Source organism: Elusimicrobiota bacterium (genome assembly GCA_016180815.1).
Classification (GTDB): domain Bacteria; phylum Elusimicrobiota; class Elusimicrobia; order JACQPE01; family JACQPE01; genus JACPAN01.
Genome location: JACPAN010000008.1, coordinates 35,971 through 58,007 on the forward strand (window position 1 = coordinate 35,971; position 22,037 = coordinate 58,007).

Annotated in this window: 11 protein-coding genes; 5 read left to right on the forward strand and 6 right to left on the reverse strand. The window is 52.0% G+C overall.

The genetic code is table 11. The features are described from left to right. The first annotated feature begins 19 nt into the window (after positions 1–19). The 3 genes from HYT79_03715 (at position 20) to HYT79_03725 (ending at position 15,387) form a co-directional block, all read left to right on the forward strand. A complete protein-coding gene (locus HYT79_03715; GenBank protein MBI2069687.1) occupies positions 20–1,507 on the forward strand; it encodes a tetratricopeptide repeat protein in 1,488 nt (495 codons plus the stop codon). A gap of 307 nt (positions 1,508–1,814) precedes the next feature. Then, positions 1,815–8,951 carry a hypothetical protein gene (locus HYT79_03720; protein MBI2069688.1) on the forward strand — a complete coding sequence of 2,379 codons (7,137 nt, stop codon included), beginning with the start codon at positions 1,815–1,817 and terminating at the stop codon, positions 8,949–8,951. Positions 8,952–9,141: 190 nt separating this feature from the next. Continuing rightward, positions 9,142–15,387 carry a hypothetical protein gene (locus HYT79_03725; protein MBI2069689.1) on the forward strand — a complete coding sequence of 2,082 codons (6,246 nt, stop codon included), beginning with the start codon at positions 9,142–9,144 and terminating at the stop codon, positions 15,385–15,387. Positions 15,388–15,411: 24 nt separating this feature from the next. On the opposite strand, the gene HYT79_03730 is transcribed toward HYT79_03725, so the two are convergent. From HYT79_03730 to HYT79_03745, 4 genes are all read right to left on the reverse strand, one after another. Then, entirely contained in the window at positions 15,412–15,822 is a 411-nt protein-coding gene (locus tag HYT79_03730; protein MBI2069690.1) for a PIN domain-containing protein, read from the reverse strand. Further along, the gene (locus HYT79_03735) at positions 15,813–16,064 is read right to left on the reverse strand and encodes a ribbon-helix-helix protein, CopG family (GenBank protein MBI2069691.1); all 252 of its coding nucleotides are present in this window, start codon (positions 16,062–16,064) and stop codon (positions 15,813–15,815) included. Before HYT79_03735 ends, HYT79_03730 begins: the two co-directional genes overlap by 10 nt. Positions 16,065–16,126: 62 nt before the next feature. Continuing rightward, complete coding sequence (locus HYT79_03740) at positions 16,127–17,122, reverse strand: MoxR family ATPase (GenBank protein MBI2069692.1); 996 nt, start codon at positions 17,120–17,122, stop codon at positions 16,127–16,129. After that, the gene (locus tag HYT79_03745; protein MBI2069693.1) at positions 17,107–17,958 is read right to left on the reverse strand and encodes a class II glutamine amidotransferase; all 852 of its coding nucleotides are present in this window, start codon (positions 17,956–17,958) and stop codon (positions 17,107–17,109) included. Before HYT79_03745 ends, HYT79_03740 begins: the two co-directional genes overlap by 16 nt. 78 nt (positions 17,959–18,036) lie before the next feature. On the opposite strand from HYT79_03745, the gene HYT79_03750 reads away from it, so the two are divergent. Both HYT79_03750 and HYT79_03755 read left to right on the forward strand, forming a co-directional pair. Continuing rightward, the gene (locus tag HYT79_03750) at positions 18,037–19,440 is read left to right on the forward strand and encodes an aspartate ammonia-lyase (GenBank protein MBI2069694.1); all 1,404 of its coding nucleotides are present in this window, start codon (positions 18,037–18,039) and stop codon (positions 19,438–19,440) included. Positions 19,441–19,566: 126 nt separating this feature from the next. Continuing rightward, positions 19,567–20,415 (forward strand): hypothetical protein, encoded by an 849-nt coding sequence (locus tag HYT79_03755; GenBank protein ID MBI2069695.1) that lies wholly within the window; start codon positions 19,567–19,569, stop codon positions 20,413–20,415. On the opposite strand, the gene HYT79_03760 is transcribed toward HYT79_03755, so the two are convergent. Together HYT79_03760 and HYT79_03765 are read right to left on the reverse strand one after the other, a co-directional pair. Beyond that, positions 20,412–21,455 (reverse strand): zinc-binding dehydrogenase, encoded by a 1,044-nt coding sequence (locus tag HYT79_03760; protein MBI2069696.1) that lies wholly within the window; start codon positions 21,453–21,455, stop codon positions 20,412–20,414. The genes HYT79_03755 and HYT79_03760 overlap by 4 nt on opposite strands. 12 nt (positions 21,456–21,467) lie before the next feature. Further along, entirely contained in the window at positions 21,468–22,025 is a 558-nt protein-coding gene (locus HYT79_03765; GenBank protein ID MBI2069697.1) for a type 1 glutamine amidotransferase, read from the reverse strand. Between the last annotated feature and the right edge of the window lie 12 nt (positions 22,026–22,037).

The following is a 22,037-nucleotide window of genomic DNA, read 5'->3' on the forward strand; positions in this document are numbered from 1 at the left end:
GACGCCAAAAATTGACAATGTGTTGTCAATTTCTGCTATCTGCCCCCTATTTGTTTTTGGCGTTGGCTTGGCCGTTTACCTCAACACCTTGGGCAATGATTTCGTTTATGACGATATTCGCGCCATCGTTAATAATCCCGCGATTTGTGATTGGCGCGGGATTCCAGGTTTGTTTTTTCAGAGTTATTGGTCGTCCTCCGCCGAAGCCATTTACCGGCCCCTGACCGTTATCAGTTTTGCGCTGAACTATGCGTTATTCGGTTTGACGCCCTGGAGTTTTCATCTAGTCAACGTTGTTATCCATGCGATTAACTCCACGCTGGTTGCCGTATTGTTGAGGCGTTTGACCGGCGAAATGACTGCCTTAATGGCCGCTTTGCTGTTCGCGGTTTTACCCATCCACACCGAAGCCGTGGCTAGTATCGTGGGTCGCGCCGAACTTTTAGCCTTCGCTTTTTCCATCCTTTTTTGGCTGACCCATAGCAAGGGACGAAAAATTTGGGCCGCATTCTCTTTGGCGATGGCTCTTTTTTCCAAAGAAAACGCTTTGGTGATTTTGCCTTTGGTTTTTCTTTGGGAACATTTGCCGTTGGAGAAGGCGCGGATGAGGAGTCATTATGCTTGGTTGATTTATGCGGGGGTCGCCTTCGCTTGGCTTCTTTTGCGCCGCTTGGTTCTGGGACAATGGGGCCTTGACCTCGAATTTCAGTATTTCGGTACGACGGATTCACTGACCCGCGTTTTAACGATGTCCGTTTTCGCTTGGCGGCATTACGTCTGGCCCATGGTCACGGGAACCGGCCTATGCGCTGATTTTTCCCCCTGGAGTTTTCCCTTCGTTGATGCCGGCGATGTTTGGGGGTGGCTGAGCTTAAGCGTTTGGATTACCGTCCTTGGTTTTTCTATTTGGCTTTTGTTCTCATGGAAAACAGCCGGCCGCAAATCATTGTTGCGTCAATGGTCGGGCTATTGGATTTTGTGGTTTTTGATCGGCCTCGCTCCGGTCACCAATGTTTTCATGCCCATCGGGACCATCGGCGCCGAACGTTTTCTCTATCTGCCTTCTTTGGGTTTTTGCGTGATTTTGGCCTGGGCGATATCCATTGTTTTTAAACCCTCTCCCCCGAGGGGAGAGGGCAGGGTGAGGGGTGCATTAAAATTGGGCATCCTGGTTTTTTATTACGGCGCCTTGATCGTTCAAAGAAACACCGTCTGGAAAAACCACAGGACGCTTTTTGAAGATACGGTGAAAAAAGCCCCGAATAATTCCCTGGCTCACAGCATGCTGGGCATTGCCTTGGCCAAAAACGGCGAGTATGGCCGGGCCATCGAGCATTTTCAACGCGCCCTTGAAATTAACCCGACCAGCGAAGCCGTTTATCAAAATTTGGCCAACGCTTACCGCCAGAGCGGCGATTCGGCGATGGCCGTCCGGGCATTGACTCAATGGATGACCCGTTTTCCAAATAATCCGGCGCCCAGAGAGCTTTTAAAATCCCTCCATTAGATCATTCCCTCCGAACGAGAAACATTGTTTCTTTAGCGTTTCCCTGTTAACCTAAAGAACAGCCGAGGCGTTCTTGTTGGTGTTTATCTTGAGATATGGAATTAGACTAAGCCGTTTAATCCGCCTGCTTTTAGCGTTCTTTCTTTTTGTCCCCCCCATCCCTTCAAGAGCTGAAAATTCCGGCTCCGCACCTCGTGAATTTTTGAACCTCAGCGCTTTAACGGAGGAAGACGCCCGGCGAATTTATGGTGATTTTGAGGCAAAAAGAAATGAATTCCGCGATCCTCGAATTATCGAGCTATTCAACATGTATGAAGGCGATCACCTGGCTTTTACGCGAGCGGTGCTTCGCCTCACCGGCTTTACCGATTTACCAAGCGCCATAGAACAGGCCGGTATTTGGAGCAATGATCCCACAATCTTGGCCGAAGATTTTGGTGATGCTTCAGATCGAGGTTCCCGTTCCGGGCGCGACGGTTCCGCTGATTCCAGAAGGGGGGAGGAGCCGGATGAATCGGCTCCGGACGCTGACGCTTCGGTCCGGCTCAATGCAGCAAATAATCAGCCTGGCGACACAGATCGGACCAGCCATGCGGCGCATGTTTTAAATCCCGGGGCACAACCGGGCAATGCCGCTGGGCCGAATATCCCCGGCGTTCAACGCCGCGACGCGCCGCCGCCAACGGCCGAGAATTTGAGCAACACATTCGATCAAAATCAAAACCGGGGCCGGGCGAATTTGGGAACCGGGGCTGATTTGGGCTCAAGCGGCGGCAACGCGTCGGGAACAGGTTCTCTCTACTACGCGACCTATTACGAATATTTTCAGGCTCATCTTAAAAAGATGATTGGTTCTACGAATGAAGCGGGTTTTTTCAATACGAAAATCAGCAAACCCGGGGAGAAAGCGAAAAAGAATCAATTCACCCCGCAGCAATTCGACCGAGCTATCATCGCCTGTTTGCCTAAAATGAACGACAAACATGCGCCCGGCGCTTCGGGTGAAGCTCCGACTTTAGACGACATCGATGCTTATGCCCGTGAAGCCATATTCCAGTGCGCGATCGGCATTTTAAAATCGGCCAACAGCGCGCAAGTTCTGGCTGCCGTCGATGATGAACGTCCCCTGCTTTTGCCCGGAATCAAACCGTCGAAGAACCGGCCTCAAGACACAAAAGCAGCGCAATCTCAGAGTAAAACCAAAATCCCTTATCGGCTCCGCCGCGAATTAACCGCGGCTGTTCTAGCCGGATTAGCACGGGCGCCTTCCGTGCCCGAACCTATAGCCAAGAAAGCCAAGGGTTGGTTCTATGCCGAAACTAAGGTTAATGTGGTTTTAAGACGCGGGGACGCCGCGCTTGCCTTGCTTGAAAAGCTGGGAGCCGATGACCCCAAGTTCGCCGAGCTTTTCAAAAAACTGAAGGATCATCAAGGCAAATACGAAGAGATCATGAATAACCCTGATCCCAAAAAACGCCAGGCGCTGATGGGGCAATGGCTGACGGAACAATCCCGGCTCCTGGCGCAGGCCGGAGCCGCCGTCGAAGAATTCTTGAAGAAGAATCCGGATGCCGTCGCCAAAAACGATCCTATCCTGGCGGCTTACGCTCAAACGCAGGCCGGAGCCGCCGCTTTTTACAGGGAATGGCTTATGTCCAAAACCGCGCCTCCGGGCGAAAAGTTTTATCCCGAAGATTTGGGGCTTGATTTTCTCGCTAAATTTACGGCCCCTTTAGGTCTCGACGCCGGAAAAATCAAGCACATCATGATCGATGCAGTAGCCAGTGTCATCACAGGCCAAGGGCCGCAACCGCTGACCGGGTATCGTTTTTACTTCATGGACGGTTCTTCAATGTTCGTGAGTTATGGCGGCACGCTCACGCAGGTCAAAAGCAATAAAGGCCAATCGGTGACGGTTCAGGAACACCAAGGCAAGGTGCATAAATATATCGTAGACCCTGCCAGGAAAGCCGTTCAAGCGGGCGTTTGGAGCAAAGATGGAAGCATGCTTGATGTTATAGAAACCAGAAAGGCCGGTTCTGTCGGAACCATTAACGGCATGAAAGTGATTTTTGGGTACGGCAATACCCGCACCGTCAATGGAAAAGTCGTTTATTACGAACAGGAATTGACTCCTCAAGGCGGGCGCAAGCATTGGGAAAAAATCGATAGGACGGCTAGGGAGCAGGTCGTTATCGATGACCTTGGCAAGGGCATGCGTCAAGTTAAGCGGGCGTCTTTGGATGAGGATGGCAAGGCCGGCGAGGAATTAACCTATTTTCTGGACTCAGAGGGCAGAGCCATTGTGAGAATAGTGTCTTTTGATAAGGGGTTGGCAAAGGAGGGCGACCTAGGGATAGCCGTGTTCGGCAACGAGCAACAGTGGCTCAAGGGGGCGGCTGCCCAGCAAATTGAGATCAATTTAACGCTCCTTGTCCTTGCTGAGGCCTATGGGATTTCGCAAGAGAAATTGGCGGATACCTTGGCCGGCGAAGTCGTCCGGCTGATGAAATGGGATCAAAATAAGAAAGCGGCGCTCGCCACCGCTTTTTTGTACCGCACGGGACCCTGGCAGCATAAAAATACGGGTTTGTCGTTCTTTGTCCCCGCAGGCACGAAAAATCTGAAATTTTTTGTCTATGGAGATAAGATGGAATTCCGCTACAGTTGTTCCGATTGCGTTAAAGACGATGAGGCTATAGCGAGATCATACGACCCTAAGCAAAAAATAAAAACAAAACTACACAACCCCATTAGCGGCCTGGCGATAGAATCTGCGCAATTCGGCGTCGGAAAGGTTGTCAAAGACCATGCGCTGATTGCCAAGCAACCCGTAATTTTCGAGGAAAGGGAATATGACGAATCCAACTCCAAACCCAAACCCTTTCCGCCTGAACAACAACCCATGTTTGCGGGCATCAATATCGAGAACGAGTATCACGCGAATGGGACGATCACGCAGTTTGATGTCAGGGTGAAAGAAAGGGAAAGCAGCACGGCCATTGGCGGGAAGATCACGATCTATTACATGGTTTATTGCTACCGCATGAGAGATGGATCGCTGGTTCCAACCTGTGGAGGACGTAGCGGTAAACCTGTCGAAATTGAGACCGATTCAAGCTTTCTTAGGCAGGGCTTGAGTGAATTAAGCGATATCCCAGTGATCAAACAGGTCGGCGATGGAGTCGGCTTTGTCGCCAATACCGCCTATCGGAATCTTCAAGCCGGCGTCCAGCGCATTATGTCGACTGGGATTGCGGACACGCCTGGGATTGATAGTGGGGATAGGAATGCAACTTACGATCTTTGCGGCTTGGCCAATCAATATCGCGGGAACACTTTTTCCCGCGACATGGCGTTAAGGGAAATCGCTAGAAAGGATTTTTTTAAAAAAACCATCACAGCCGGCGCTTATGAGTCTTGCGTCGATAAAAAATATAACGCGGGTCTGTCGCGTGATCGGATGGATGATTCTGACTATGACCAGCGCGTGCACCGGCCATGCAAAGCGTACTCTAATTCCGATGACGGAAAAATCGAGCACCTAAAATACTATTGCACCGGCAAACACGTCGCCGACGTGGGCGGCACGGCCGGCGCGCTCTTGGGCGCTTTTGATGACGCCGGCGCAATCGGAGCCAATTTGGTTTTTTTTGTGCCGGCTATCAGCGGCACCGGCGCCATCCTCGGCCGCGCCGCCAGTTTTGGAAAAACGATAGCGACCGGTGAATTAGTGACGACAGACGCTGCCGCTTTCGGCCGGATTGTACAGGGGACGGCAAGAGCAGGTCAAGTCTATCTTTATGGCGGGATGACGCTATCGGATGTCCCGGATATCGGCATTGGTTTGCTGGAGGGTTTTACAGGAGATAGTCTCTATAAAAAATTAAATGGTTTCCTCCAAGCAGCCGGTGAAATAGCCGGTGAGAAAATGGTTTACGGCAGGGCTATGCCTAAAAAAGATGGGCAAGGGAGCAACGTATTCGTTTCAGAGGCCGCGGATAAAGCCGAGAAACTTTTAAATAAAAAATTAAACGACGAGCAGCGGCGAGCCGTTGAACATGCCCACCGGGTCGGCGATAACGAATCCGGTATCGATGGCAATCCCGCGGGCATCGGCAACTATACGATAGTGCAGATTCGTAAAAAGAACGACTCTCTACACAAGAACGATTTATTTTCTATCCAAGAAGCCCGCATTCTGATGGAAGGCGGGGCTGTCGGTAAGCATCAAGCCGCAGGTTCCGGCGATCCTGTTGTTGCTTCTCGAGACGAAGCCGTGGGCGCGGGCGTGGTTGCCCGTCCGCCGCCACCTACCCTCAATACGGATACAGGGCCGTTAGATGTCCGGTGGACCGGGAAAGGCGATTTGGTGGCTAAACAGGGAACTTCAGGCGGCGAATTGGTTTGGGTCAAAGATTTATCCGGCAAGGAACTGCCCATTGAGGCGGAACTGCTGCCCACTCAAGCAGCGCACAAGGCGGCGCAGGGTATGGAAATTATTGAAGCGCCTTGGGCGAGGGAACATTTGGTCGAGGGTGAGCCAAGATTAGTCACTGAGCACTTGCCGCGCGGCGGCAAGATTGAGGCTAAGGAACTGATCGACTATTACAACACCAAGACCCATCAATGGGAACTTCCCCCCGGCCTCAAACTAACCCGGGAAGAATGGCAGGCGTTCAGGCGGGAATACGACAAAATTTTAGAGCAGGGCGTCGCCCACGGCGACCTTCGCCAAAATTTGAAGATGTGGAAAGACAACGGCCAGTTGAAAATAGGCCTGATTGATTGGGAAACAGGACGACTTAGAGAGAAAAACCTGCACGAATTTGACAAAGCTAGAACCAATGACATCGATGTTCTTAATGCCATGGAAGTGGATTTCTTCGGCGAGCAATTTAGCAAGCGGGGCGAGCCTGCCGATCCTGTGATCCAGTTGTCTAAAGACGCCTGGGATACATTCTCCAAAGGCGATGAAAACAGCCGCTTTCTGAAGGATACGGTTGTGAATGAGGATGGCACGGCGTTATTAACGGTTCATGAAAAGCCGCAATTTGCCGATAGTCCCGTTTACACGCTGGATCAAGTTAAACCCGTGCTACAAAAGCTTTTCCCGGAAATAAAACAGCCGGCGGCCAAAAACCAAGTGATATTGCCGCGCATGGATCAGCTCATCGCTAAAGTTAAAGAAGTTTCCGGGTTTCACTTGAGCTTGGCCGAGGCCGGTCGGCCCGAAAGTTTTGTCAAAAACGATCGGGATTTTTTACGCAAAATAGCCAACGAAGAATGGCCGTTTCAGGACATCCATGACCTGACGGTTCACATCCCCAAGCTTTTAAACCCCAACATCGTTAATTCCAAAATTTATGCCGAGGTCGCCGGTTATACGCTTCATTGGATCGAAGCGGCGGAAAAACATCCTGATTTGAGGATTAAAAATACCATGGCTTCACTGGAAGGCCATGCCGCCGTGAGCATCGACCTGCTGGCCGGCGGTTTAGATAAAGAATTCGCGGCCGATCACATCAACGGCCGTCCGACAGTCGAAGTTTGGCGGGAAAGGTTCCCCCAAAAAATCGCTGATTTAATCCGCAGTTTTGAAAAAAGTCCTGATGGCCGCGAAAAAATAGCGCGATTTCTTCATGAGCAAAACATTCTTGGCCTTGAGGTTGCCCGAGAGCTGGGTTTTGCGCCCCAGGATCGCATGTTTACTTTCGGCGTGTTGATTGAAAAATGGGCGAATCTTGATTATCTCTACAGCGCTATCAGCACGGGCGACGGCACCATTGTTCTTAAAGGCCGTCGGAATCCGTCTCATGCGGAGCTGATCCATGACTTAGAAACAGTAGGTTTTAAGGTTTCTTTTGATGGCGCCGCCCAAGCCCCCCGGCCTCAACGCCGCGGCGCGGAACAGAGGGCCGGAGACGACGGCAGGCCTATTTATCAGGACGAAAACACCATAGCAGCGGATAAAGCTTTAACGTCTTTACGCGCAAAGTACGGCAGGAAGGAAGTTTTAAATTACGTTCAGTGGATTGATCCGTCTAAGGGCAGAGTTATTTTGTCGGACGGTCCCTTGGCCAATGAATTCGTCGCTCATTTTAAAGCCCGAGGTTTTGACAGAGTCCAGATTGGCAAATATGAAAACGCGGATTGGGCTGCGGACGTTCTTAAAAATGATTTTCCGGAGGGTTTAAGTGATCAACAGCGAGACGCCGTTGAAAAAGCCCATCGGGAAGGCCGGGGTGAAATGGGCAAGGACGGCGTCAGGCCGGCCGGCGTCGGCAATTACACGCTGGGACAACTTTACCGGAAAGCCAAAATTCTTTACTTCGAAGGCGATTTCACTTTTTCTCAAATCCGCCGGCTCATGGAGCATGGCGTGGTCGGGGATGCGGCATCGGTTGACGGCGTCCTCAGCCCCGACGTGTTAAAGGCCTATCAGCAATTCACGGATCGCGTCGGGACTCAGTATGAGATGTTCAATATCACCTTTCTTGAGTTCGGGAACAAACTTTATGCGGCGAGTCCTTGGAAATTTCATATCAGCGTTTCCCCCCAGCACCCGGCCAAGATGCTGGACTCGGTCAGTGGATTGCTGCGCAATGAACGTGTTCGTCATAAAATCCCCACGGATCATATTGCCTTGCAGAGAATGTTGAATCCCAATGATCCCGGCCAACGCGGAAAAATCATCACCGTTTACCCTAAAGACAGGGCTCATGCCGTCGAGCTCATGAAAAAAATAGACAGCCTGCTGGCTAAAGATGGTTTTAAAAACAAAGACGCGTCGCTGCTACCCCCAGAAAACAACCTCATGCCCAACAGCGAATCAGGATACCTCTCTTACCGCTACAGCATCCCCAAAGAAGGCGTTACGGTGAACGGAAAAAAGATTTACGATGACCGAAGCATTAAGAATCAACACGAGCTTGTCGGCGAAACGGATTTGTTTAAAGAGGTTGGCCCTACTGCCGCAACGCCGCAGCCCGGTAAGCCGCAGCAGCAGTCTAAGCCGGTTGAACAATGGCCTTTGAAAATAAAAACTCCAAAGGGTGAAGAGGTAAAGTTGACGTCTGAAGATTGGAAACATATCGTTGAAGGAGAAAAACGGGGAGCGGGATCAGGGGGACCGGGCCACCCTGAAATCGGTGAATTTTTGCAACCCCGGCATATTCTTGAGGCGGTCGGCAGTAAGAGCAGCGGCCAGATTCAAGGAGACGGAACGCGCGTCGTTTATATGCCGGTGGCGGAATTAGGCATCGGCCGGCAATCGGTCGCCTATAAGGACCCGGTTGACGGCACAAGCCGCACGGGCGCTTATTTGGCCGTTGTTTATAACCCCAACGCGGGCCGGGTGTTGACCGCCGTTTTTGTCGACGGCCCGGGTCGCTACCAGAGCCGCCGAATGAACAATCAAAACCGCAAGACGGTGAAGTTTTAGGCTGCCGAATTCCTCGAACGCGAAGCATTGTTTTAGAGGCGTTTCCCTGTTAACCTAAAGAATAACCGAAAGCATTCTTTTGGTGTTCAACATGGGCTATGGAACCAGGCTGATTGTTTCAATTCGCCTATTCTTTTCCATTTTGCCATTCCTCATATTAATTTTTCCTTTACCATTAGGAGCGCAATTTATGGACGGCACACGGGCATCCACATGGGACCAGGGTTCTATGACTGATGATGAGGCCCGCAGCATTCACGCGTTTTTTTCTTCCCGCAAGGATGAAATTCGGCGGTATTTCACTGATGACGAGGGCAGGCGTTTAATCGCGATTTTAGACGCTCAGTCGGGCAATCCGCGGGTTTTCGCCGAATCGGTCATTAGACACATGGGATTGCCGAATGCCGCTACGACTCTCGATATGCTTGAGGGTTCGGCGGACGATCTCGTTGAGGTTACCTCGGCGCTTTCAGGCGGCGTGGAGAATCTGCCCGCTTCAGCGCGCGATATTCCCGTCAATCCTGCACGAGATGAAAGGCCCGATGAGCCGGGACCTGCTGATGTTAATGCCCGTTCCTTTGCCCCGATCAATACAGGCGGCAATCAGGGGATCGGTAACAGTGATGATCCGGCCGTTAACCCAGATCATGCAGCGCACGCGTTGAATCCCGGCGGACAATTAGGCAATCCGGCCGATCCTCAAAACGCCGGGGTTTTGGGTGTGATCAATCGTGGTGGGTTAAACAACGTGACTCCTAAAGCGGATAAAGGCGTTTCAGATCAAATGTTTGAAGGCGTCGGCCCGGGCGGAACTCCCGGCGCGGGCTTAAGTATTGACGGCACAGCTGATGGGGATGCGGACCAGGGCGCAGGAAGTAAGGGAAAAGGCAAAGGGAAAGGAAAGGACAAAACGCTTTATCAGGGAGGAGAGGTCCCGGAATTCATCACGCAAAGCCCGGAACCTTTGCCCGAGCGTCCTTGGCGCGATATCCTTATGGACTACCGCCCCGATGCCGAAGTTTTGGCGGACATGAAACCTGAGGATGTCCAACGCTTAGCCCAGCAATGTATGCAAGCGCGCTGGAGGGATGTCGCCGAGTTTATTGATCCCGGAGAGTTCGGCAACTGGAATCCTCAAGACAAGGCTTATCTTTTTTATTGCATTGCCCAGTCTCAATACTACTTGACCTATTACGAATACTTCAAACCGTTGGCCAAGTTAGGCAAATATAAAAAAGACCCGTTTTTACACGATGACAAATCCTGGCAATCCATTTTTTTGGGCCTGGAGAAAGATCGGCATACGGCTGATTTCGAGGTTGCAGTCGCCAGTTGCGTCCCGCAAGTTTCCCCTCCTCGCGATCAGGCCGGGAACGTGGACTTTACGCTTTTTAATTTCGATAACGTCAACGAAGAAACGCGCTTCGCCGTATTCGAATGTTCCATGGTTCAGGTAATCGAGCGTTTCGATAAAAGAAAGCTTGAGGCAAAAAAAGCCAAAGGAACAAAACTAAAACCGGCCGAAGAAAAAAGGCTTAAAGAGCTTACGGCAAAATACCCCACAGAAGCCTTAGCCCCTGCGTTGTTTGCCCAGGCGGGGGCTGACGGCGACGCCGACGATCAAGCGCGCCCCTTGATTTATCCAGGCCGCAAACCGATCCCGGGTCAGAAAAAGAAAAAACAGGATATCTCCGTGCAGCGCCAGGATCACATTCGGCATTTGAGCATAGCGGTTTTGAGCGGATTGGCCGTCAATCCGGTTTTGCCTGAGCCTATGCAGAATCAGGCGAAAAAGTATCTGTTCAAGGAAGCCCATCGGGATTTGGTGGAAAATCGGGGTCAACCGACGATTGATTTTCTGCAGGTATTGGCCGTCCATGATCCTTCCTTGCGAAAAGTGGCGCAAGGATTGATGAATCAGCAGGAAGAGCTGAAAAAAATTAAAGAAGAACCGGATAAGAAAAAAAGGCGGGAAAAACTAGCTAAGTGGGAGAAAAAACAGCGCGAACTGCTTACTGAAGCTGATCAAGCGATCGCTGAATTTTTTACCGATCATCCCGATTTGATTCCCGAGGACGACCCGAAGCGTTTAGCCTACGTTCAATCGCGCGCCGAGACCGCGGAATTTTATCGTCAATGGCTTGATTCGGGGGCCGCCGAGGACGGGCTGAAGGTTTCGCGCGAAGAGCTGGCCGATCCTGATAAGAAATTAAATTACGTCGAGGCGGATACCGTCTGGGGGCATCAAGGGCTGCGCCGTGTTTACAAAGGCGGTTTAAGCATGTTCGTGAGCGATGATGGTTTGGTGATCGAGCGTGCGGGGGTCGTGAATAAGAAAATCCTTAATTATTTCAAGAAAGCCGGCCTTCTGACCGACGAGGAAAGCGACGGCATGCTCGAGAACGATTCCACCAGAGGCACGACTTATGTGGAAATTTTGCTTCTAAGCTCAGCGGAGGATCCCGATGAACGTCAAGTTATGAAGCGTCATTTAAAAACCAAGCGATTGCTGGGCAATCATCTTTTTTATTTCGATATCAAAGATAAGTATGGTTCCGGAGGCAAATTGCTTGAGCGGGTGAAGGAAGACTCGGATTTAATGACGCGCACAACCATCAAATCCGACAATACTATCGTCATTGAAAATTTGGATCAGCCCACAAAATGCCAGCCCTGGAAAAAACAGGAAGGAATTTTGACGGATGCCGATTCCCAAGAGAATGAAACCCCCCCGCCGCCGAATCCCGGGGACCGGCAACAGGCGAACGGCTGCCCCCTGCCCGAAACGGTCGAAAAGAAAGGAAAAACCGATACCAAAGGGAAGGTTTTCAAGCTGTTAAGGGTCACCAATCGCCATGGTCAAGTTTGGGTTATGGAACATAATCGGCCGGTGCGCCACCCGGCCGAAGGGGTGACCGCTTATGCCGGAGAGGGTTGGGAAACGGCTTATTACAGCATCAGCCACAAAGGCATGGGCGTTGACATCGATCCTAACGGCGATGGCCAAATGGATTATCCGCAAGATAAGTGGGACGTTCCGGAGCCGGAAGCCTACAACGCGACATTGGATCAGCGCATCGGCGCCGTCGCTCGCGAGTTAGGCTGGGATGAGAATAAAAAAACGGCCCTTAAAGAGTTTCTGTACCATAAGGCGCAATATGCCCGCCAGATTCATATCGATACTTCCGGGTTTATTGAGGTCGGGGTCGCCAATTTCATGAATCCAACCAGCTGGAACGAGGTGTATTTGCCGACTTTAGTTTACAAAGCTCAATTCTTAAAGCATGACCAGGAAACCGGGCCGAACGCTTGGGAAAAGATGGATGAAGTCTTGGAAATCAGGCAGTTTGAAAAGAGGCAGGTCGAACGTAGGGTGCCCATCAATGAGACGACATCCAATGTTTATCAGGATTATCAGGATTTCCCCGATGATGATTACTCATATTACGATGAAAAGCAGAAAAAGACGGTGCATGCGCGGTATTCGCATTATGAGTTCAACGGCCATGGCGAATATGGGTATATCCAAGAAGGAACGATGAATAATTCCGAAAAATTGGAGGGTTTTAAACGAATCACCACATGCTCTGTCTATGCCGAAAGTTACAAGGAATGCAAATCAAGGGAAGGATCCTGGACTATTAAAAAATACCCTAAATGGTGGCAGGAAGCTTTATCGGATATAGGGGAAGTTCCCGTTCTCAAACAGGTGATTGAAGTCGGCAAATCCGCTGTTAACGGCACGATCGGGCTTCTGGAACACGCTGCAGCCGACAGCTTGGATCAAATAGGCCTTGATCAGCAGGCAGACTATATGCGCAGTTTGGCTTATTCAGCTTGGTCCGACGTGGGCGTGAGCATTCCTTTTACCGATATTTCGACCAAAGAAGAGGAAATAGCGTTAGATTTCGCTCGCGAATACAATGACAAGGCTTGGGGACAGGGCGATGCCGCGCTCGGAGCCCAGGATTATCATTTAGAGGCGGTTAATTGGAAAGGCGATCATCGGATTTACCGGCAGGTTTTCGGCAATCAGGGTCAAGGCGCAGAGATGCAAAGGGCCTTCATGAAAGGCGAGTATTCGCCGGCCGGGATGCGCCAACAGTTGATTTCAGGAGAGTTTGGGTGGGGCGGCCGGGTCTTGGGCGTTTGGGGCGAGGTCGGCAATATGTTTATTGAGAGCGCGGTTATGCCGGGAGCCGTTCCTTTGGGAGCAAAATTGCTGGAACGCGGAGCCGTGGAGTTTACCTTGTGGACCGGAGCAAAGTTGGGCACGGGTTTACGCGTCGGGCGCGCCGTGGCCGGAGCAACGCATGGCTTGATGATCGGGAGCATGGCGGTCCCTCTAGGATTCCAGCTTGGGGATACGATTTATACATGCGCCACAGGCGGCGATTGCACGACGGCCGTTACTGCAATGGCAGCTACCGGGCTGGGCACATGGGCATCTATAGGAACCACTTACATGAAGGGCGGAGGATTGGAAATTATCAATCAGAGATTGGGCGGTTGGACGTCAAGATCGGTGGCGCGCGCAGCTTTAAAGAAAGGCAATGTTGATCCCGCCAGTCCTAAGGGCCGCCTATTAACTGATATCGCCGATACCGGGACAGTTCCCACTTATCTTAAGCCATTTATTGAGAATTTACCGCCAAAACAAGCCCGGCGGTATCAGGACCCACAAAAATTGGCCGAGGATATTTACTTGGGCAAGTTTGAGATTACACCTGAAATGGGTCAGGCGAGGCAGTCTTATCGTGAGGCTACAGAGGGCATTAATGCTTTAAAGCCTGATATTCGGCAGCAATACGTTAAGGCTCATTATCGACAAAACGGGAAGAACGTGGCGGAAGTTTTTGTGGATGCCGGTTCAGAGGCTGACGCCGTTATCTCCTTTTTGCAAAGCGAGGGATATGAAGTCATCAGGGTCAAGAAAGTCCGAGGCGCCGCAGCCGATGGTTCCACCGATCAAGCCGCCGGCGAAGATGCCGTAACGCCTAGATTGGAACCCGAGGGTTTCAGCGAGGATTTTTACCGGCAGGCTGCCGAGGCCAATGTTGAAGTGATTTATTCTTTTGAGCGGCAAGCTTTTATTCTTAAGGTTCCGGAGGGTCAGCGCGGGCATTGGGCTAAGTTGGCCAAAGAACACGGGGTTGAGGTAATTTTTGAAGGCAAGCCGGAGACGACCGGGGCGGTTACGAAAGTGTCGGGGCCGGGAAATAAGTCCCCTCCCAAGAAAAAGGGAACTCAATCCGATGATGCCACGATTGAGCTTACCGATGAGGATATCACCTTCCTTGACGAACCTTCGCCTTGGCCTGAAAACACCGTCAAACCGAAAGGCCAAAAAGTCCGCGACAATTCCTTCCTAGACCGCGCTGATTTTATTCAAGAGCTCGAAACGAATTACGGCAATGTCCATGAAGTCGTGCGCATGGCTGAATTGGGCGGCGCGCAAGGTAAAAACGGCACGGTTGTCCTGCGCGGCCGCCGCAACCCCAAGTCCAAGGCCCAAAATGACCTAGTTAAGAAATTTAACGAGCACGGCTTTAAAGTTGAATTCGATAATGTCGGAGAAACTCCCCTCTTGGCCGAGCGAACGGATGTCGCTGAGGCGCCGGCTCCGGCTGACGACGCGGCTAATGGGCAAGGCACCAAGGTCATCAAGAAAAAGCCGAATAAGCAGGACGCTCAGGCGGATCAGACTCCGGAAACGCCTATTGAATTTGAGGGCCCCGACCCTTACATGGGGGGCCCAACAACAGAGGTTTTGGGTAAAGCCTCGCATAAAGCCCGGACGAAACCCAGAGAGCTGACTAATGCAGAAGCAGAAGCCATCATTGAGCAGGCTATTTTGGAAGATCGCAGGGCTTTGCTTGAAAAACAGAATGTTTCCGATTTGGGAGCTTGCAGCGTGCAGGGCGCCTGTGGCTTATCACAGGCCGATGTTGTCAGGCGTTTGCAGCATTATGCCGTCGACGCGCTCGAGGTTTATCACCATCAAGCGGCGAACCTTTTTGGGTCCGACTCCTTCAGGCATGCTTTTATCGTGGTTCGCGTGAAATCAACCGGCAAGATTTATCTTGTCGATGCCACGGCCCGGCAATTTTTTCAAAAGGGCAAGCAGAATACTAATCAGATCGGCTATGCGGGCGATATTATGCGCAACATGTCCGGCGGCAATGTCATCGCCGATCGGTTGATTAAATACGGTTATATCGAACTGACGCCCGAAGTCGCTAATGTGTACGGCCGTGGTTTAAGCGGCTCGCCGCGCGGCCCGCCCATTACCCGTGAAACGTACCTGAAGGAACCAACGCAGCCCCTTAAGGACTATGACGCCGATGATCTTAATGATTTTATGGGTCCCCTTGAGCCTATTCCTGAGGCTGGAAAACAACAGGCTCAAACCGGAGAACAGGACACTAAAAAGTAGCAATTTTAGAATACGAGTTCCATTTTAAGGGACGATTTCAAAAGCGCGGGCATGTTTGGGTTTAAATGAAGCAAAATGGCGTCTGTCAAAAGTTGCGATTTTGACGATGCGCAGCCGCTCGGCTACGGCGATGGTTGAGGCGTCGACGAAACCTAACTCCGGACGTCTTTCCAGTATCTCCAAGATGCGGTCGATATCGCCGGGCTCCAGGTTCTCTATGTTAATTTCGCCTTTTTGCAAAGAGCCGATAAAGGCCGTTTCGGCTCGGGGTCCAAGAAATTTATGAAAGAGATAGCAAACCTCAGGAATAACACTTGCGCAAACCATCAAAGTCTCTTTGGTCTTTTCAAAAAACGCGACCGCTTGATGATGTCCCCCGTCCCCCCGGTCGGCCAAGGCGTAGAGCGGTCCCGTATCAATAAGGATTAGAGCCATCCGGTTTTTTTGTTTAAGCGGTTCTTGGCGATGTCTTTAGCTTTGCGGGAGACGGCCTTGTTTTTTGGGCCGAGACCGATGCCGACGAAAGAGAGCCGTTTTTTTTCAGAAGTTTTGCTCGTGATATAGGCAGTCAGGGCTTCACGAACAATTTGAGAAAGGGATGCGCGTTCTCGACGGGCCAATGCCTGGGCTTCGACATAAAGTTCCGTATCAGTGACAATCGTTGTCCTTTTGTTCATACCTCATAATCATACATCATAATCATCAAAATAACCAGGCCGGTTATCTTAGGTTAGAAGGGTTAGGGTACGCCGACGGTTTCGAAAATCTCATGGATGATGTCTTCCGATGAGATATTTTCCGCTTCAGCCTCGTAAGTCAGCAAAATGCGGTGGCGCAGCACGTCGAACGAAATAAAACGGATATCTTCAGGGGTCACATAGCCCCGGCCTTCCATGAACGCGCAGGCTTTGGCGGCTTGAGCCAGATAAAGAGTCGCGCGCGGGCTGGCTCCATAGGCGATTAGAGATTTTAATTTTTCCAGCTTGTGCTCCTGTGGGAATCGGCTCGCGAAAACGATTTCAATAATATAGTCCTTGAGCTTGGGGTCCAAATAAATCTGGTGCACGATTTTGCGCGAGCCTAGAATGCTTTGAGGATCGAGCACGGGCTGAGGTTCCCGGCCAGGATCTCCCGAATACCGGTCCAAGATTTCAATTTCCGCCTTTTTGGATGGGTAAGCCACTTTGAGCTTCATCAAAAAACGGTCCACCTGGGCTTCGGGCAAGGGATAGGTGCCTTCCTGCTCGATGGGATTTTGCGTGGCCAGGACCAGAAAGGGCTCATCAAGTTTGAATGTTTCTTCGCCGATGGTCACTTGGCGTTCCTGCATGGCTTCCAGCAGCGCGGATTGGGTCTTGGCCGGAGCACGGTTGATTTCATCCGCTAAGACAAAATTGGCGAAAATCGGGCCTTTTTTGACCACGAAGGTTCCGTCTTTGGGTTGGAAAATCGGCGTGCCCACAATATCTCCGGGCAAAAGATCGGGCGTAAATTGAATGCGTGAATAACTGGCCTTAATCAATTTGGCCAAGGTCTTGACAGTGAGCGTTTTGCCTAAACCCGGCACGCCCTCGATCAAGATATGCCCGTCGGCTAAGAGCGAAATAATGGCCTTGTGGATTAACTCGTCTTGACCGATGATGTAGCGTTCAAGCTCACGGCGGAGCTCTTGAAACGGCAGCGCTTGCTGCCGGATCATTTCAGACATTTCCCTTAGACTTAAATTCTCCGCCATGGAAATCTCCTCGTTTGATAAAGGATGAGGCCATTGGATTCTTCGGCCACGGTCAGGCTGTGCATGGGAACAACCGTCCAGCCCGGCTCCTGGCCGAGTTTTTCGGAGCCGATGACCAAGCGGCGTCCGCCCTCGCTGAGTTTTAAAGCCAGCCTGTTGTAAGGCTGGTCTTTGAGGCAGAGGGATTTCGATTGAGCGGGCATCAGCGAATGGCATAAGGCCCAGAGGCGCCGGCCGTCCGAAACCGCGGCGTTTAGACCCGTATATGGATATTTCCAGCCTTTGCGCCGGCTCTTGGGCAATTCACGCCATAGTTGCCAAAGCTCTTGGGCGGTTTTTTCAAACGCGCGAGCCACGTCGCCTGTCTTGCGGTACCATTTGTAAAGAATCCAAAAATAGATTTCGCTGTCGTTTTTCCCCTTTAAGTTTTTCCGGTACGGGCCTAAGAGCCGCTCGCGGGCCGCAGCCGCGATATTGATGGTGCCGTTGTGGGCGAACGTCAGGTTCGAGGCGCCGAACGGCTGATTATGTTCTTTCGCGATTAATTGGCGTTTGGGAAGTTTGAGCGGATTCGACGCAGCCCGGATATGGGCGATCACGATGCGGGATTTGCCGCCACGGGCCGCTTTCTTAAGCAGCTCGGCTTCGCGATAAATCGGGTTAGGGCTCTTGAAAATTTTGAATCCACGACCGTTCAAGGCCGCAATGCCCCAGCCGTCTTCCTGGAGGAAGTCCTTTTTGGCTTTGCTTTGGGCTAACAGAGAGCAGCTGGAATGAACAATGTAATCCGACGGGTCGCGCTCATCAACGGCAATTTGGGCGAAGATTCGGCACATTGTCGATTCTTATTGTAGCCATTTTTATTATTGATTCTCAATTTTTAGGTAAAATACATTCCTTCAAATCATAAATTTATGGGCATGCGCAAAGAAAAAGACTCCCTCGGCGAAAGAGAAGTCCCGGAACAAGCCTACTGGGGCATTCAAACCCTGCGCGCGTCGGAAAACTTTCCGGTCAGCCACCTCAAGGCCCATCCTATCCTTGTCCGCGCTTATATTTTTGTCAAAAAGGCCTGCGTTTTAGCCAATCGCGACTTGAAAACCGTCCCGGATGACAAGGCGGAGGCGATTATTACCGCGGCCAATGAAGTGTTGGAAGGCAAGCTTCAGGATCAATTCATCATCGACGTCTATCAGGCCGGCGCCGGAACGTCGTTTAATATGAACGTCAACGAAGTGTTGGCCAATCGCGCGTTGGAAATTTTGGGTAAACCCAAGGGTGATTATGAAACGGTTTCCCCAAACGATCATGTTAATCGCAGCCAGTCGACCAACGACACATTCCCGACCGCGACCCATGCCGCCATTCTTCTGTTGCTGCCGAGGTTGACCAAGGCCCTCGAAGCATTGATTAATGCTTACGCCAAAAAAGCCAAAGAATTTAAAGGCGTTTTAAAGTCGGCGCGGACCCATCTTCAAGACGCGGTTCCGATCACCTTGGGCCAGGAATTCGAGGCTTACGCCGTGGCCCTGGAAGAGGCGTATGCCCAGATTGAAAGCGCAAGCCAGGGCTTGCGTTCGGTCGCCTTAGGCGGCACGGCCGCGGGAACCGGCATGAACGCGCCCTCGGGTTTCAAGGATTTGGCGGTTTCCTACCTGGCGAATCTGACGTCGATCAAGCTGATGCCCAGCCGCGACAACCGCTACGCGCTGCAAAGCCATTTTCCCATCGCTAATTTTTCCGCGTCCTTGCGTAATTTATCGCTTGAGCTCATCCGCCTGGCCAATGATTTAAGGCTGCTGGCTTCAGGCCCGTTGACGGGATTAGGCGAAATCGTTTTGCCGGCGGTGCAACCGGGCTCCTCCATCATGCCCGGCAAGGTCAATCCCTCCATGGCCGAAGCCATGAATCAAATCGCTTTTGACGTGATCGGCGCGGACCAGACCGTGGCCTTGGCCGCTCAGGCGGGGCAGTTGGATTTAAACGTGATGACGCCCGTGGCCGCTTACCGGGTTCTTCATTCCATGGAAATTTTGTCCAATTTTTTGCCGGTCTTCGCCAAAAAGGGCATCGAGGGAATTTTAGCGGAGCAGGAGCGCTGCCAGGTTTATTTCGGGACAAGCCCGTCGTTGGCCACGGTGTTGACCCCTAAAATCGGTTATTTGAAATCCGCCGAAATTTTCAAGGAAGCGTTGGCCACTAAAAAGACGGTGCTTGAATTGGTCAAGCAAAAAAATATTCTTTCCGACGAGGAGATGAAACAGCTTTTTGATCCCAAGGTTTTAACGGGCGAATCGGATTCGACCGGGAATCCCTAAAGGACTGCCGGGGTCCCACCTCTGCCGGGGCAGTTCCGCCTCAGGCGGACCGGCGTACCCGGAGCTCTGCGAAGGGTGCAAGGTGGGCCAGCGTCCTCGGAGTTCTGCGAAGGAGGAGTTAAGATATTGTCCGCGCCATTGGTGGTCGGTAGGATTCATAGCCCGTCGGCCCAGGTTTATTTCAACAACCTCAAGCTGTTCAGCCCATGCATGGCTTTCCCGGTCAGCTCATCCGTGCTCGCCGATCTCGTGCTTCGCGGCAGAATGGCGGCCGGACCCGTAACAGCGCTTGATTTTGTGCGTTTGACGGCCCAAGGCTGCCCGCCGCTGGCTGATTTCGGCATTTTCGTCAATCCTTATTTTGCTTACAACCAAGGAACCGATCAATCGGATCGAGCCGCCTTGATCCATGCTCCCTTCGTTTTGCTGGTTAAAAAACCGGTCGAAGAGTACGCTCGTATGCGCGTGGGCGTTTCCGAGGAAATTTTGAGCCTGGGGACGGAAGCTTTGCTTTTGGTCAAGCTGCTTCTTTCCATGTATTGGGAAATCGATCATGAGATCGTCATGGAGCTTTCCCTCGACGACGACGCCTGGCTGTGCCAGGGCGGCCCTTATATCAGCTCGCGCTCGAAACAATTTTTCGGTTTCAGCTACGCTTACGATCTGGCCTGGGAGTGGTACCGGTGGAAGCATGCGCCCTATCTGATGTACCGGTGGGTTTGCAATCCTGATATCGATGAAGAATCCAAAGAGGAATTGCTTGTCATCATGCGCCGCACGCTTGAGCTCAATATGAGGAACCTGGCCCAATTATCCGCTCATGAAGCCGGGGCCAAAGGTTTGGAACGCGGCGAGGTTTTAAATTATTTGCAGAGTTTCGGCTATCGCCTGGGTTTGTGGCAGCGCCCAAGCGAGACCATCCTGCGGGACTTGGCTTCCCTGCTTAAGGAATCCGAAATTTCCACTTTTCGTTAAACCTTAATGACGATTTTTCCGAAGAAATCCCGCGACAGCATTTTTTCCTGAGCCGCCCGGGTTTCCTCCAGCGGAAAAATAGAATCAATGACCGGCTTGAGCCGGCCCTCGGCCATCAGGCGCGTGATTGTTTTCATCTCCTCAAGCGTTCCCATAATGGAGCCCTGCAGGCGCAGCTCTCTCATAAAAAAATAGCGCAAGTCCACGGCCGCTTGAGGGCCGGATGTGGCCCCGCAGGTGACAACGATTCCCCCCTTCCTCAGCGACTTGACCGAGGAGTCCATGCTGACGGAGCCTACATGCTCAAAAATAATGTCCACGCCTTCGCCCGAGGTGGCCTTAAGGACGTCCCGGTAAAAGGCCGCCTTGGCGTCGCGCGGAACGAGAATGCCCTGATGCGCGCCCAGCAATCGGGCTTTGTCGAGTTTCTCTTTGTTTGATGCCGCGGCCAGGATCATTCGGGCGCCGGCATATTTGGCGATTTGAACCGCGGCCTGCCCGACCCCCGCACCAGCGGCTAGGATCAATACGTTTTTTTCCGGGCCGATGCCCGCGTGCGCAAACAACATGTGCCAGGCCGTCAGAAAAACGAGCGGGTACGCGGCCGCTTCCTCGAAACTTAAATTGGCCGGCTTAGGCAGGATTTGAGTCGCTTTGACCTTGACATATTCGGCCAAGGCCCCGTGCCTGTTTTCGCCGATGATCGAGTATTGTTCGCAGATATTATCCCGGCCGCTTTTGCAAAACGCGCATTGCCAGCAGGAGGCGCCGGGGGCGATGACCACGGCCTGCCCTTCTTCGATGCCGCGCGCGTTTTTGCCCGCGCGAGCCACTTCACCGCTGGCGTCGCAGCCGGAAATATGAGGCAGAGGCAGTTTTAGGGCCGGGATGCCTTGCCTGACCCAAATATCGAGGTGATTGAGCGCGCAGGCGCGAACGCGCACCAAAACTTCGTCATCGGCAATGACGGGTTCGGGAAAGCCGGCGACGTATTCGAGCTTGTCCGGGCCGCCGTATTCGCGGAAAATAACGGCTCGCATGAAAGGATTCTTTTATTTTCTGACGAGGGATCGGCCGTGATTTTTTGAGGCCGGACGGTTTAGTTGCCTGATGATGGCCAGGCAAAAAGCGGGCAAATCTTCCGGCTTGCGAGAAGTGACGAGGCGGCCGTCCACCACGACCTCGCTGTCTTCATAGCGGGCGCCCGCGTTTTTGACATCATCCGCGATCGCGGAAAAGCAGGTGGCCCGTTTGCCTTTTAAAATTCCGGCTGAAGCCAAAATCCAGGGGCCGTGGCAGATGGCGGCGACCAGTTTGCCTTGTTCATAGGCCTCTCGGACAAAGCTGATCGAGGGAGGATAACGGCGAAGAAAATCCGGAGCGAATCCGCCGGGAACGACGACCGCGTCGAAATTTTGCGGCTCCACTTCCTGAAGCGATCGGTCGACGGGCGCCGGGTACCCGAATTTGCCTTCATAGATTTTTTTTTCCGGAGCCACGAGTTCGACCACGGCTCCCTCTTCTTTTAAGCGCAAATAAGGATACCAGACCTCCAGGTCCTGATAATCGCGTTCGATTAAAATGGCGATTTTTTTGCCGCGCAGCGTCATGGCCTGATGGGT

Bases quoted from the DNA above. Each gene is read 5' to 3' on its own strand.
- HYT79_03720 (MBI2069688.1), top strand. From the start codon at position 1,815: ATGTATGAAGGCGATCACCTGGCTTTTACGCGAGCGGTGCTTCGCCTC.
- HYT79_03725 (MBI2069689.1), top strand. From the start codon at position 9,142: ATGGACGGCACACGGGCATCCACATGGGACCAGGGTTCTATGACTGAT.
- HYT79_03730 (MBI2069690.1), bottom strand. From the start codon at position 15,822: ATGGCTCTAATCCTTATTGATACGGGACCGCTCTACGCCTTGGCCGAC.
- HYT79_03735 (MBI2069691.1), bottom strand. From the start codon at position 16,064: ATGAACAAAAGGACAACGATTGTCACTGATACGGAACTTTATGTCGAA.
- HYT79_03740 (MBI2069692.1), bottom strand. From the start codon at position 17,122: ATGGCGGAGAATTTAAGTCTAAGGGAAATGTCTGAAATGATCCGGCAG.
- HYT79_03745 (MBI2069693.1), bottom strand. From the start codon at position 17,958: ATGTGCCGAATCTTCGCCCAAATTGCCGTTGATGAGCGCGACCCGTCG.
- HYT79_03750 (MBI2069694.1), top strand. From the start codon at position 18,037: ATGGGCATGCGCAAAGAAAAAGACTCCCTCGGCGAAAGAGAAGTCCCG.
- HYT79_03760 (MBI2069696.1), bottom strand. From the start codon at position 21,455: ATGCGAGCCGTTATTTTCCGCGAATACGGCGGCCCGGACAAGCTCGAA.
- HYT79_03765 (MBI2069697.1), bottom strand. From the start codon at position 22,025: ATGACGCTGCGCGGCAAAAAAATCGCCATTTTAATCGAACGCGATTAT.